We start from the raw sequence: 13,560 nt of genomic DNA on the forward strand, positions 1-13,560 counted from the left end.
ACGCCTTCACCTCCGAGGAATGTGCCAACTACCTCAAAAATTCAGGCTATCGAACTTAATGCCATCACGCTTTAGCTCGCCAGGTACCGCTCGTATTTGCCGCCGACGACCTCGTCGGCGGCGACAGCCGGATCCAGCGTGTAGAGATCCTGCGCATGGCCGATGCCGCGCAGCACGAAGCGGCCGGTGGAGACCAGATAGTTACGGCCGGCGGCGTCGAGCCCGGTGCGAAAGTCCGTCGAAGTCAGTAGTTCGCGGTCGACCGAGGCGCACATCGAGGCGATCCGGCTGACCTCGTTGACGGCGGGCCCGACCACCGTGAAATCCAGCCGGTCCTCACTGCCGATATTGCCGTAGAACACCTGGCCGACATGGAGCCCGACATAGGCCGTGGTGGTCGGCCGGCCCTCGTTCTCGCGGCGATCATTCAGCACGCGGATGTTATGCCGGAATCTGTGCTCGGCCCGCAGCGCCGCTCGCTTGGCGCCTGCCACGTTCTCGCCGGTGAACATCGCCAGCACGCCGTCGCCGATCAGCTTCAGCACCTCGCCGCCGGCGTCATGGATCGCGTCGATAGAGGCCTGCGCGTAGTCGTTGAGGAACGGAATGATCTCGTCCGGGCCGATCCGCTCGCTGATCGCGGTCGAGCCGCGCACGTCGGAGTACCACAGCACGGCCTTGATCTTCTCGGTGATGCCGCGCTGCATGCGCCCGCGCAGCACCTGTTCCGCGGTGTCGCGGCCGAGATAGACCCGGCCCAGCGTGCGGGCGATCTCGACCTGCGCGGCCGACTTGATCGCGAGCCCGAGCACCGGCACCAGGTCGCGCAGCGCCGCCATGTGGTTCTCGTCGAACCCGTCCGAATGGCGGGTGGTGTAGTAGGAGTAGAAGCAGTCCATCTCGCCGATCGTGCCGGCCTCGCCGAAGCGATGCACGAAGGCGGCGAAATGCTTGTGGCCCTTTTCGGCGAGCTCGCCGATCATCGAGAAATCGTGCGAGGTGTCGGCGAGATCGATCACTATCTCGTCATGGCCGTTTTCGAGCATGTGGTAGAAGGCCGACCGCCGCCAGGTCTGGCTGGCCTCGCCGGTGCTGGTCGAGCCGTATTCGAAGATGTCGGCCTCGTTGCTCTCGCCGTCATTCCAGCGGAAACCGCGTCCCTCGAAGATCGGATGCAGGGTATCGATGAAGACGATCGCCCGCGACAGCGGCATGCCCGCCGCCCGGCAGCGCTCGCAGAAGCCGCGCAGCAGGTCGTTTTCCGGCAGGCCCGTCAGACCCTGGCGGACCAGCCAATTCATCAGGCGCAAACGGGGCGTCAGTTCCATAAGTCGGATTATGCCGGGCAATTGGTGCGGGAGGAAGGCCTGGTGGTCGCGTGACAGATGCGGACGCCAATGCGGCATTGCAAGGCCGCCCGCCTCACCATTTCCCGCGGAACACGGCCGCCGAACGGCGCCGAATCCGCTTCCTTTTGTCCGGCCCTTCGCGCACAACGGCGCATGGACAACGACGCTGGCCCGCCAAACCCGATCCGACGCCTCATGCAATGGGCGATCACCCCGCCGCAATCCTATGGGGTCTACCTTGTCGGCCTCATCCTGGTGTTCGTCCTGTCGTTCTACGCCGGCACGCTGAAGCCGAAGCACCCGCCTGCCCCATCGGTGACCACGCCTGCCGCCCCGCGCGGCTGATCAGACGGATTTGGTTTCCGACGTCGCGATCCAGATGCCCGCGAAGACCGCGATCAGACCGACGACCAGGTTGGCCGTGATCGGCTCGCCGACCAATTGCTTCGCAAGCAGCCCGGCGGCGATCGGATTGACCGTCATGGTGTTGGCGACGCGGGTCGGTGAGGCCCGCTCGAGCGCCAGCACCCACAGGATGAAGGCCAGTGCACCGCCGGCTATGCCGAGATAGAGCCCCGCGATCCATTGCGACGTGCCGAACTCGCGCAACGTCGCCAGGCTGCCGGTGAACGACCCGACCGCCACCAGCGCCGCCGCGCCGGCGCCCATGCCGACGGCAAGGAAACCGAGCGCACTGGAGCGGCGGATGAACGGCCGCGACAACACGTTGTAGAAGGCCATGCAGAGCACCGCGGCGGCCATGATCAGTTCGCCGCGCCATGCCCCCGATGGCGCTGCTGCCAGCCCGGATGCCAACGCGGCCGCCACGCCGAGTACCGCGATCGAGACCCCGATCGTTTTGCGCATCGTCAGCGGCTCGATGCCGAGCAAGGCGCCGACCACCATGGTGGAGAGCGGCAAGGTCGCCAGCGCCAGGCTGGCGCGCGCCGCCGTCGTGTAGGACATCGCGAGATTATAAAGCACGAAGAACACGCCGAAGAACGCGACGCCGAGCGCCGCGACCGCCGGCAAATCCGCGCGCCGCGGCCACTTCGCCCCGAGCAGGACCGCGGCGGGCAGCACGCAGAGAAAGCCGATCGCCCAGCGCAGGATCGCAAGGGTGATCGGGTCGGCGTTGCCGGCCAGGTAACGCGTGATCGCCGCCGCCGTGCCGCCGAGGCAGCTCGAGACCAAGGCAATCGCAACGCCGATCCACTCGCCCATGCCGATCCCCATGCGTTTTGCATTCGCTTGTGGCATCTTGCCCGTCGAGATCATTCCGGCAACTACTTGGCAGGTATTTGGCAGGTACCCATGTCGCAGCAGCGCGATTTTGCAGCCAGCCTGCGCTGGTGGCGGCAGCGCAAGGGGCACTCGCAACTCGAGCTCGCCGGGCGCGCGGATATCTCGCAGCGCCATCTCAGCTTCCTCGAGCTCGGCCGCGCCGCACCGAGCCGCGACATGGTGATCCGGCTTGCCGCGGCGCTCGACGTGCCGTTGCGCCAGCAGAACGCGCTACTGGTCGCGGCCGGCTTCGCGCCGGTATGGCGGCAAACCGACCTTGCCGCGCCGGAGCTCGCCCAGATCCGTTACGCACTGGATTTCATATTGGCACAGCAGGAGCCCTTCCCGGCGGTCGTGGTCGACCGGCACTGGAATCTGCTGCTCGCCAATGCGGGCGCGGGGCAGCTGGTGGAATTCCTGGTCGGGCCGCTGGCCCCAGGCACGGCGGTCAACCTTGCCGATGCGCTGGTCGCGCCCGGTGTGTTGCGCCCCTATCTCACCAACTGGACCGAGGTGGCCGGCTACTTCGTCCGCAGCGTCGAGGCCGATGCCGCCGCCGACGGCACCACCGCGACGGCGGAATTGCTCAAGCGCCTGCTGGCTTATGACGGTGTCGAGGCCGCATTGGCCGCGCCGCCGGGGCCTACATCCGGGCCGGTGCTGCCGATGCTATTCCGCAAGGGCGGCGTCAGCCTGCAGCTGTTCACCACGATCGCGACGCTGGGGACGCCGCAGGACGTCACCTTGCAGGAGCTGCGCATCGAAAGCTTCTTTCCGATGGACGAGGAGACCGCGCAGATTTTTCGAAACTGGTCGATAGCGAACGCCGCCAAGGCCGCTCAATCGTAGAAGTCCGGCGACAGCTTCAGCCCGTCGCGCTGCGCCTTGTCGTGGTTGATCCAGAGCTGCGCCTTCTCTTTCGTCAGCGTGTCGGCGATCTTCTGCATCGAGGCCAGCGTCTGCTCCTTGCTGGCGTTCATGCTCGGCGCGCGGCGATTATCCCAATTATCCTTGAAGTGAACGGCATCGCCGGTCAGCACCACCGCGCCTGTCTTCGGCAGTTTCACCAGCAGAGACTGGTGGCCGGGCGTGTGGCCCGGCGTCGACAGGATGGTGACGCTGCCGTCGCCGAATACGTCGCGGTCGCCTTCGAGCTTCGTCACGGGATGCTCGGCCTTGAAGCGCGGCGCGTTGTTGGCGCCCGGCCATTCATACTCCGCCTTCTGCACATACAGCATCGCGGCCGGGAACAGCTCGACATTGCCGACGTGATCGGGATGGGTGTGCGAGACGGCGATCGCCTTGATGTCCGACGGCTTGACGCCGAGCTGGTCGAGCTGCGCGGCGAGTGTCTTCGGCCGCCGCCAGGTGACCGCCTTGGGGTCGGCCGGCGCAAGGCCGTTCGGCATCGCCGCCACCGCGTCAGGAATCCCGGTATCCCACAGGAACCAGCCCTGGGCATGCTTGATCAGGTAGCAATTGTCGACGAAGTCCATCGACCTGCCTTCATTGACGCCGGGCGACCAGCGTGAAATGTCGCCTGCAACGCCTTCGCCGCAGTTGAGGATGTAGAGCTTCTCGACGCCTGATTTCGCCGGCTCGGCGTCCGCATGCGGCAGCGCGCCCACGGCCCAGAACAACATCGCAAGACCGATTGCCTTCTTCACGTCGCCCTCCGTTGATCACGCCAGCCATTCGCGCGGCCGCAATGTGCCGTGTCGCCGCCGCCCGTGGAAGACGTGGACATGGGTCGAGCGATCAATTGAATGCGAGTGCGTGGCGGCTGCGTCGGCTAGACCATTTCCGCCGGCGCCAGCCGGCAGGTCTCGCTGCTGATCTCGACCTGCAGCGTCGCGTGGTGGATGCTGAAGCGCTCCGAGAGCTCGGCGCAGACATGATGCAGGAAGACATCGTCGTGTCCGCCGGGCCGCACCAGATGCGCGGTCAGCGCGGTCTCGCTGGTGCTCATCGCCCAGATGTGCAGGTCGTGAACTTCAGTCACCCCCTCGAGCGCAGCGAGGTAGTCCCTCACCTCTTTGAGATCGATCCCCTTCGGCACCGCGTCGAGCGCGAGGTTGACGCTGTCGCGGGCGAGCTCCCAGCCGCTCAGCAGCACCACCACGGCGATGACCAGGCTGATCGCCGGATCCAGCCACTGCCAGCCGGTCGCCATGATCAAGAGCGCGGCGATCACGACGCCGACCGAGACGCCGGCATCCGCCGCCATGTGCAGATAGGCGCCGCGGACATTGAGATCGCTGTCGCGGCCGCGCATGAACAGCAGCGCGGTGCCGCCATTGATCAGGACGCCGAGCGCCGCGACCCAGACCACGGTCCAGCTTGCGACCTCCGCCGGTTCACGCAAGCGGTTGATCGCCTCGACCGCGATGCCGCCGACCGCGATCAGGAGCAGCCCGGCATTGAACAGCGCCGCCAGGATCGAGGCGCGACGGTAGCCATAGGTGTGGGTATCGGTCGGCCGCCTGCCGGCGAGCCATGCCCCGCCCCAGGCGAGCAGCAGCGCGATGACGTCGGAGAGGTTGTGAACGGCGTCGGAGACCAGCGCCAGCGAGTTGGCGGAATAGCCGAAGATCAGTTCCGCGACGACAAAGGCGGTGTTCAGCGACGCGCCGATCGCAAAGGCGGTGCCGAAATTGTCGGGCGCGTGGCTGTGCCCGGCATGGGAATGCCCGGCGTGGGCATGTCCGTGAGAATGACCGCTGTGGTCGTGATCGTGATTGTGCGCCATGGCAACCGTCGCCCGATGTCGTCGGCGACGGTTATAGCGCGGTGGAATGTGGATACTATCACACCGCGCGGGTCGAAGGCGTAGTCCGGATGGAGCGCAGCGCAATCCGGGATCATTGCCCAATGCGACAGCGGCCCCGGATTTCGCTTGCGCTCCATCCGGGCTACCGTACGGCTATTCCACGCCGCGATTGAACTTGTTCGATTTCGGCAGGCCGTGGGCGAGCCGGCCGGCGTCGGCGCGGTTGCCGCGCCAGTCGGCCAGTTCCTTCATGGTCATGCTGTGCTCGCGGCCGGCGGAATCCTTCCATGTCAGGCCGGCCTTGGCGTCGAACACCGCAACGTCAGACAGCGACGCGCTGGTGTATTTCTGCAGGCGCACGCCGCGGCCGCGCGCCATCTCCGGCACCTGGTCGAGACCGAACAGCACCATCTTGTGGTTGGTGCCGATCACGGCGACGGTGTCACCGGTCACGGTCGTGATCGCGCGGGCCTCGTTCGGCATTTCGACGTTGAGCACCTGCTTGCCCTTGCGGGTGTTGCCGACGCAGTCCTCTTCCTTGACGACGAAGCCCTGTCCCTCGCTGCTCGCGATCAGGAATTTGCGCTCACCCTTGTTGACGAACAGCGAGATGATCGCAGCGTCCTGCTCGAGGTCGATGAACATGCGGATCGGCTCGCCATGGCCGCGGCCGCCCGGCAGTTTTGCCACGTCGAGCGAGTAGAACTTGCCGTTGGTGGCAAACAGCAGCAGCTTCGAGGTGGTCTCGGCGAAGAACGAATGCTCGAGCTTGTCGTCGGTCTTGAAGGCAAGGCCGGAGAGATCCTCGACATGGCCCTTCAGCGTCCGTACCCACCCCTTCTCGGAGATCACGACCGTGCACGGCTCGCGCTCGACCAGCGCTTCCTCGATCGCGGCGAGGTCATGCTCGGGCGCATCGGCGAAGGTGGTGCGGCGCTTGCCGAGCGGCGTCTTCGGTCCAAAAATATCGCGGACCTTGCGCACCTGATCGCTGACCTTGGCCCATTGCTCGGTCTCGGACGCGAGCAGGCCCTCGATGCCCTTCAGCTCCTTGCGAAGATCCTTGTCCTCGGTGCGGATCTCCATCTCCTCCAGCCGGCGCAAATTGCGCAGGCGCATGTTGAGGATGGCGTCAGCCTGGATCTCTGACAGCTTGAAGGTCTTTATCAAGACCGGCTTCGGCTCGTCCTCGGTGCGGATGATCTTGATCACCTTGTCGAGGTTCAGATAGGCGACGAGGTGGCCGCCCAGCACTTCCAGGCGGTGCTCGATCTGGGTCCTGCGGAAGTTGGACCGGCGGACCAGCACGTCGCGCAGATGGTCGAGCCATTCGCGCAGGCACTCGGCAAGGCCGACCACCTTCGGGATGCGGCCCTTGATCAGCACGTTGAGGTTCAGTGAGATCTTGCTTTCCAGCTCGGTCAGCCGGAACAGCGACTCCATCATCAGCGCAGGATCGACGGTGCGCGATTTCGGCTCGATCACGAGCCGGACGTCCTCGGCCGACTCGTCGCGGACGTCGGCAACCAGCGGCAGCTTCTTCTCGTTGATGAGTTCGGCGATCTTCTCCACGATCCGCGACTTCTGCACCAGCCACGGAATTTCGGTGACGACGACCACCCAGGTGCCGCGCGCGCCCTCCTCCTGGGTCCAGCGCGAACGGGTGCGGAACGAGCCGCGCCCCGTGGTGTAGGCCTCGACGATCGCTTCCTTGGAATCGACGACGATGCCGCCGGTCGGGAAGTCCGGGCCCTTGACCCATTTCAGCAGCGCCTTCGACTTGGCGTCGGGCTTCTCGATCAGATGCAGCGCGGCGTCGCAGAGTTCGGCGGCGTTGTGCGGCGGGATCGAGGTCGCCATGCCGACCGCGATGCCCTGCGCGCCGTTGGCGAGCAGGTTCGGGAAGCCGCCGGGCAGCACCACCGGCTCTTTCGACTGGCCGTCGTAGTTGAGGCGAAACTCGACGCCGTCCTCGTCGATGCCGTCGAGCAGCAGCCGCGCGACCTCGGTCATGCGCGCTTCGGTGTAGCGGTAGGCGGCCGGATTATCGCCGTCGATATTGCCAAAGTTGCCCTGGCCGTCGACCAGCGGGTAGCGCGAGGAGAAATCCTGCGCCAGGCGTACCATGGCGTCATAGATCGCCTGGTCGCCATGCGGATGGAACGAGCCCATCACGTCGCCGACGATCTTGGCCGACTTCTTGAATGCGGCGCGCGGGTCGAGCCCGAGCAGGTCCATGCCGTAGAGGATGCGCCGGTGCACCGGCTTCAGCCCGTCGCGGGCGTCCGGCAGGGCGCGATGCATGATGGTCGAGAGCGCATAGGCGAGATAGCGCTCCTCGAGCGCGTCACGCAGCGGCACCTCGTGAATTTCGGCCGGCTCTTCCGGCGGAATCTGTCGTTTTCCCATGGGGAGGCGTTAAACCTTGGCGGTGAATCGGGCAAGCCGCGAATCATGCCAACCGCCCATCGATGCACCTGATTCGCGCGATTATTGCGCCGACTGGCCGGCGGTCCGCACGGGCTTGACGGGAGTTTCCTTGAGGCAATGGCGGGCGATTTCGATCTCGGCGTCGGTCGCACCATGGGCTCTGGCCCAGCTTTCGGCGGCCGAGGCCGAGTACCTGGCGACGTAGTAGCGAACCACCGTGCAGGAGACGCGACGGAGCACGCCCCCCTGCTCGCCGGCCATTGCGTCCGGTGGCAGCGTCAGCAACGCCGCTGAAATAATAATTCCCCGCAGAAACATCGGTCGCCCATCGATGGAACCACGCCCCCGCAATGCTTCACGAGGCGATCTCGTTCCCGTCCCGCCGCGCATGACAGGGGCGCGGGAATGTCAGTGCTTCGCGCCATCGACCTGCAAGGCGAGCTCGATGACCTCAATCTCATCAAAACAGCAGGGCGCGGGATCACGTCCCCGCCAGCCGCCTCCGCCGCCGGGCCACGGCGTTGATAAATCCGTCGCGGGCGTCGGAATGGCCCTGGCCGCGGGGCTCCAGCACGTGGCGGAGGAGGAACAGGCCGGTAATCTGGAAACCGTCGAGCAGGTCCTGGTCCGACCAGCTGTTGGCGCCGCCCTCGCCTTCGCGCAGGAACGCCGGCAGCGGCAACAGCCGGTCGCGCCACTGCTCGCCGGCGGCGCGGGACACGGCGCCACCGGATTTCGGCGATACATAGATCAGGTCCGACGTCTCCCCGGTGGCCGCGCAGTTTCCCAAGTCGAGCCCGAAGCCGAGCTCGGTCAGCATGGCGAGCTCGAACCGGATCAGGTGCACGGCGGCAACGCCGGCGTCCTCGAAATCGTCGAGCGTCCCTTGCAGCATCCAGTAGATGTCCTCATGCGGATCGCGCTCCGGCAGCAGCCGGGCCAGCGCCGCCAGATGCGTGACGCCGTAGACCGCGTGCGATGAGCCGAGCAGCGTCGCCGCGCGCAGCCGCGTGCCTTCCAGCGCATACATGCCGAGATGCTCGTCGAGCCGCGCCCGCCACACCGCGGTAACGCTGTTGCCGGGCTGCAGCAGCGGCCGCATCCGCGAGCCGGCGCCGCCGCGCACCAGGCCGAGATGGCGGCCGTGCTCGCGCGTCAACAGCTCGACGATGGCGGAGGATTCGCCATGCCGCCGCACTCCCAGCACGATGCCTTCGTCGGTCCATTCCATGCGCGGAGTCTATCAGGATTCCGCGGATGAACGCAGCTTTCCTCACGCGTCATGCCTTACGCGTTGAACCAGCCCCGCGCGTCACCGGTGAAGGAATAATACAGCCCGGCCGTGGTCAGGATGCATGACACCACCTCGATCGCGCTGTCGATCTCCATGCCCCTTGCGCCGATGACCTGCACCAGGGACATCACCGACAGGACAAGCACTGCGAGCAGCGCCCAGCGCGGCCAGTTCTTGCGGTGCTGCGCGGCAAGCCGGACGAAATACATCAGCAGCAGGATCATGCAGCCGGCCGTCAGGGTCTCGCCCATGATCATCTGCTCGGTCTTCAGGACGGTCGGCGTGCGGTCCTGGAACGCCACCGACAGCGCATCCAGCGTCAGCGACAGATAGAGCAGAACCTCAAACCACAGCACATTTCTGGGCACGTTCATGCAAACGTCGACTCTTATTCCTTGGGGAATTCCAATCCCATTTCCTTGTAGCGATCGGGATCATCACCCCAGTTCTCACGCACCTTGACGAACAGGAACAGATGCACGGGGACGCCCATGATCTCGGCGATCTCGGCACGCGCCTGCGCGCCGATCGACTTGATGGTGGCGCCGCCCTTGCCGAGCACGATCTTGCGCTGGCTCTCGCGCTCGACAAAAATCGTCTGCTCGATGCGGATCGACTTGTCCTTGCGGTCGGTCCAGCTGTCGGTCTCGACCGTCGACTGGTACGGCAGTTCCTGATGCAGATGGCTGTAGATCTTCTCGCGCGTGATCTCGGCCGCCAGATGCCGCATCGGCGCATCCGACATCTGGTCCTCGGGATAGAGGAAGGGCCCTGCGGGCACCAGCTTGGCCAGCGTCTGGCGCAAATCGGCAACGCCGTCGCCGGACAGCGCCGAAATCATGAAGGTGTGCTCGAAGCGCATCCGCTCGTTGGCGGCCTGCGCCAGCGCCAGCAGCTTCTCGCGCTGCACGAGATCGACCTTGTTCAGCACCAGGATCTTCGGATGGGCGACGGTTTCGAGCTTGGCCAGGATCGCGTTGGCCTCTTCGTCGAGGCCCGACTTCGCATCGAGCAGCACGCAGACGAGATCGGCGTCGTGCGCGCCGCTCCAGGCGGTCGACACCATGGCGCGGTCAAGCCGGCGCCGCGGCGCGAAGATCCCGGGCGTGTCGACCAGGATGATCTGCGCGTTGCCCTCGATCACGATGCCGCGGATCAGCGCGCGCGTGGTCTGCACCTTGCGCGAGACGATCGTGACCTTGGAGCCCACCAACGCGTTGACCAGCGTCGACTTGCCGACATTGGGCGCACCGATCAGCGCGACGAAGCCACAGCGCGTCGCGTCCCCTTGCCCTTTGGCCTCGTCAGTCATTGGTGCCGACGCCTTCGCGCTCGATCATCGCGGATGCTGCCGCCTTTTCGGCCGCGCGCTTGTTGCCCCCGAGGCCCTCGGCGGAGGCCAGGCCCGGCAGGTCGACCGCAACGCGGAATTGTGGATCGTGATGGGGGCCGGTGCGTTCGACCTCGCGATAGACCGGCGTCGGCAGCCCCTTGCCCTGCGCCCATTCCTGCAACACGGTCTTGGGATCGCGCAGCGGCCGGCGCAGCTTGTGCATCCGTTCGGTCCAGTTGCGCTCGACGAACTGGCGCGCGGCCTCGTAGCCGCCGTCGAGAAAGATCGCCCCGATCACCGCTTCGCAGATATCGCCGAGCACGGACTTGCGCAGCCGGGCGCCCTCGACCGCCTTCACCATGCCGAGCTTGATGTCCTCGAGCAGCCCGAGCGCCTTGGCGACGTCGGCGCAACTCTCCTTGCGCACGAGGTCGGCGAGCCGCTTCGACAATTCGCCCTCGTCGGCCTTGGGGAACGACCGGAACAGCATGTCCGATACGATCAGCCCGAGCACGTGATCGCCGAGGAACTCCAGGCGCTGGTAGCTGTCGGCGCGGTTGCGGGTGGCGGGCTTCAGCGCGGACACGTGGGTGAACGCAGTGGTCAGCAGCGCGGGATCCTGGAAGGTGTACCCGATCCGCGCCTCGGTGCCCGCGATCGCGGCCTTCTCCTCAGCGGCCTTGGCCGCCTTGCTGCGCCGTTTCTTCGGCGCGGCTGTGCTGTCGGCGGCAGGCGTCTGGCTCGGCTCGCCGGTCGGCGCTTGATCGTTGATGGCTGCGGTATCGTCGTTCATCGCACGATAGAGAATAGGCGATTCCACCGCACGGCAAGCGGCCAGCGCCAGATCATCCAGGCCTGTTCGCCCTCGGCGATCGAGAAGAAGATCATCTGGGCTCGCCCGATGATGTTCTCGAACGGCACGTAGCCGACCTGCGACAGGAAGCGGCTGTCGGTGGAGTTGTCGCGGTTGTCGCCCATCATGAAGAAATGCCCGGGCGGAACGGTGTAGACGATGGTGTTGTCCATGTAGCTGTTGTCGGTGCAATCCAGCGTCTCATAGCTGACGCCGTTCGGCAGCGTCTCCTTCCAGCGCTTGACGCGGGCGGTCGCATCCGCCGAGCCGCAGGGATCCTCGCCGACGAAATCGCTCAGCCGCTCCCGCTTGATCGGCTCGTCGTTGATGTAGAGCAGCCCGCTCTTGACCTCGATGCGGTCGCCGGGCAGCCCGATGACGCGCTTGATGTAGTCGGTGGAGTCATCCCGCGGCAGGCGAAACACCACGATGTCGCCGCGGTTCGGCTCCGAGCCGAAGATGCGGCCCGAGAAAATGTTCGGCGAGAACGGGATCGAATAGTGGCTGTAGCCATAGGAATATTTCGAGACGAACAGGTAGTCGCCGACCAGGAGCGTCGCCTTCATCGACCCGGAGGGGATGTTGAACGGCTGGAACAGGAAGGTGCGGATAACGAGCGCGATCAGAAGAGCATGGATGACGACGCGGATGGTCTCGCCCAAGCCGCTTTCAGATTTGGTCCCGGTGGTCACGCTCATTGCTTTCCCAATTCCCGTGGACTGATGTCCACGCGGTGGCAGAACGTTCTCTTCGCGCGAAGCGTTCGGCCTTCGCGTGAGGAAAATGGCCTTGATTCTGATCTTGAGGGCAAATTCCGGCCTAAACCCGGAATCAGCGTCTCGCTCGATATAACCCTGCGGCGTTTTAGACGGTTGTTCGCAGGGGCGCAATCAATCGGCGCCTCAAAACTTCGCAATTCATTGAAATATCAATGATTTTTTAGTTTGCTGAAGTTTTCCGGCAGATTCCGGCGCCCCGCGTTCATCTGGCGGGGGCAACCGCCGAAATTATGACGAAGGCCTGGGCCAACGGCCAATCGTCGGTGATCGAAAGATCGATCTGCGCCTGCATGCCCTCGGGCGTCAGTTCCTGGAGCCGGGCCAGCGCCCCGCCGGTCAGCCGCATCGACGGCCGGCCGCCCGGCAGGTTCACGACACCCATGTCCTTCCACCACACCCCGCGCCGGATACCGGTGCCGAGCGCCTTGGAGCAGGCTTCCTTGGCGGCGAAGCGCTTGGCGTAGGTTGCGACCACCATCTTCTCGCTGTTGGCGCGGCGCATCGCCTTGGCGCGCTCGGCGTCGGTGAAGATGCGATCGAGGAATCGCTCGCCATGGCGCTCGATCACCTTGGCCACCCGGGTGATGTCGATCAGGTCCGAGCCGATGCCGATGATCATGCGCTGACGCCACCCTGCGCCCTGGCGCGGCCGCGGTCCATCGCCGCACGCATCTCACGCACCGTCGCGGCGATGCCGACGAACAGCGCCTCGCCCATCATGAAATAGCCGATGTTCAACTCCCGGATTTCGGGCAGCGCGGAAATCGTCTCAGCGGTGTCATAGTCGAGCCCGTGGCCGGCATGGACCTCGAGCCCGGCCGCCTGCGCGAGCCTGGCGCCGGCGACGATGCGCTTCCATTCGGCCTCCGCCTTGTCCTTGTGACCGTCGACCACGGCGTCGCACCAGCCACCGGTGTGGATCTCGATCACCGGCGCCTTCAGCTTCGCGGCCATCTCGATCTGCCTGGGATCGGCGGCAATGAACAGCGAGACCCGGATGCCGGCGTCATTGAGCCGCGCGATGAACGGCGCCAGCGCGTTGTGCTGGCCGACGACGTCGAGGCCGCCTTCGGTGGTAAGCTCCTGGCGTCGTTCCGGCACCAGGCAAACCGCGTGCGGCTTGGTGGCGAGCGAGATCCGCAGCATGTCGTCGGTCGCCGCCATCTCGAAGTTCAGCGGCTTGGAGATCTCGGCCTTGAGCCGCGCCATGTCCTCGTCGCGGATGTGGCGGCGATCCTCGCGCAAATGCGCGGTGATGCCGTCGGCGCCGGCCGCGATCGCGGCAAGCGCCAGCCGCACGGGATCGGGCCGGCCTCCGCCTCGCGCGTTGCGCAGGGTGGCGACGTGATCAACATTGATACCGAGACGCAGCGGCGGAGACGACATCAAATCACTCTCTGACAAACCAGTTGAACCATCCCCTCATCCTGAGGAGCGGCGCCTGCGCCGCGTCTCGAAGGATGAGGCC

Annotated in this window: 15 protein-coding genes; 2 read left to right on the forward strand and 13 right to left on the reverse strand. The window is 65.6% G+C overall.

All coding sequences use genetic code 11. From position 1 onward, the window contains the following. Window positions 1-71: 71 nt before the first annotated feature. The gene (locus tag IF803_RS26390; RefSeq protein WP_092078051.1) at window positions 72-1,328 is read right to left on the reverse strand and encodes an adenylate/guanylate cyclase domain-containing protein; all 1,257 of its coding nucleotides are present in this window, start codon (window positions 1,326-1,328) and stop codon (window positions 72-74) included. A gap of 174 nt (window positions 1,329-1,502) precedes the next feature. Here IF803_RS26390 and IF803_RS26395 point away from each other — a divergent pair, with 174 nt between their 5' ends. Further along, the gene (locus IF803_RS26395; protein WP_461194043.1) at window positions 1,503-1,694 is read left to right on the forward strand and encodes a hypothetical protein; all 192 of its coding nucleotides are present in this window, start codon (window positions 1,503-1,505) and stop codon (window positions 1,692-1,694) included. Here IF803_RS26395 and IF803_RS26400 read toward each other — a convergent pair whose 3' ends face one another. Next, complete coding sequence (locus tag IF803_RS26400) at window positions 1,695-2,573, reverse strand: DMT family transporter (RefSeq protein ID WP_461194106.1); 879 nt, start codon at window positions 2,571-2,573, stop codon at window positions 1,695-1,697. 90 nt (window positions 2,574-2,663) lie between these two features. Between IF803_RS26400 and IF803_RS26405 the strand changes: the two genes are divergently transcribed. Further along, entirely contained in the window at window positions 2,664-3,482 is an 819-nt protein-coding gene (locus tag IF803_RS26405) for a helix-turn-helix domain-containing protein (RefSeq protein ID WP_461194045.1), read from the forward strand. Here IF803_RS26405 and IF803_RS26410 read toward each other — a convergent pair. The 11 genes from IF803_RS26410 to IF803_RS26460 form a co-directional block, all read right to left on the reverse strand. Further along, window positions 3,473-4,276 carry an N-acyl homoserine lactonase family protein gene (locus IF803_RS26410; protein WP_461194108.1) on the reverse strand — a complete coding sequence of 268 codons (804 nt, stop codon included), beginning with the start codon at window positions 4,274-4,276 and terminating at the stop codon, window positions 3,473-3,475. The genes IF803_RS26405 and IF803_RS26410 overlap by 10 nt on opposite strands. A 149-nt stretch (window positions 4,277-4,425) precedes the next feature. Next, complete coding sequence (locus tag IF803_RS26415) at window positions 4,426-5,382, reverse strand: cation diffusion facilitator family transporter (protein WP_461194046.1); 957 nt, start codon at window positions 5,380-5,382, stop codon at window positions 4,426-4,428. 174 nt (window positions 5,383-5,556) lie between these two features. Next, entirely contained in the window at window positions 5,557-7,812 is a 2,256-nt protein-coding gene (parC, locus tag IF803_RS26420; RefSeq protein WP_461194048.1) for a DNA topoisomerase IV subunit A, read from the reverse strand. A gap of 81 nt (window positions 7,813-7,893) precedes the next feature. Next, window positions 7,894-8,151, reverse strand: coding sequence for a hypothetical protein (locus tag IF803_RS26425; protein WP_035631644.1), 258 nt, complete (start codon window positions 8,149-8,151; stop codon window positions 7,894-7,896). 163 nt (window positions 8,152-8,314) lie between these two features. After that, a complete protein-coding gene (recO, locus tag IF803_RS26430; RefSeq protein ID WP_461194051.1) occupies window positions 8,315-9,064 on the reverse strand; it encodes a DNA repair protein RecO in 750 nt (249 codons plus the stop codon). A 56-nt stretch (window positions 9,065-9,120) separates the two neighbouring features. After that, window positions 9,121-9,501 carry a hypothetical protein gene (locus IF803_RS26435; RefSeq protein ID WP_212061773.1) on the reverse strand — a complete coding sequence of 127 codons (381 nt, stop codon included), beginning with the start codon at window positions 9,499-9,501 and terminating at the stop codon, window positions 9,121-9,123. A gap of 14 nt (window positions 9,502-9,515) precedes the next feature. After that, a complete protein-coding gene (era, locus tag IF803_RS26440; protein WP_016844010.1) occupies window positions 9,516-10,439 on the reverse strand; it encodes a GTPase Era in 924 nt (307 codons plus the stop codon). After that, on the reverse strand, window positions 10,432-11,253 hold the full coding sequence (gene rnc / locus IF803_RS26445; protein ID WP_028340976.1) for a ribonuclease III: 822 nt from the start codon (window positions 11,251-11,253) through the stop codon (window positions 10,432-10,434). Before rnc ends, era begins: the two co-directional genes overlap by 8 nt. Further along, the gene (gene lepB / locus IF803_RS26450; protein ID WP_028333840.1) at window positions 11,250-12,011 is read right to left on the reverse strand and encodes a signal peptidase I; all 762 of its coding nucleotides are present in this window, start codon (window positions 12,009-12,011) and stop codon (window positions 11,250-11,252) included. Before lepB ends, rnc begins: the two co-directional genes overlap by 4 nt. A 283-nt stretch (window positions 12,012-12,294) precedes the next feature. Then, entirely contained in the window at window positions 12,295-12,711 is a 417-nt protein-coding gene (gene acpS, locus IF803_RS26455) for a holo-ACP synthase (RefSeq protein ID WP_028340978.1), read from the reverse strand. Then, complete coding sequence (locus IF803_RS26460) at window positions 12,708-13,478, reverse strand: pyridoxine 5'-phosphate synthase (protein WP_038385373.1); 771 nt, start codon at window positions 13,476-13,478, stop codon at window positions 12,708-12,710. The genes acpS and IF803_RS26460 overlap by 4 nt, the downstream gene beginning before the upstream one ends. Between the last annotated feature and the right edge of the window lie 82 nt (window positions 13,479-13,560).

The sequence above is a fragment of the Bradyrhizobium sp. UFLA06-06 genome, from assembly GCF_054820065.1.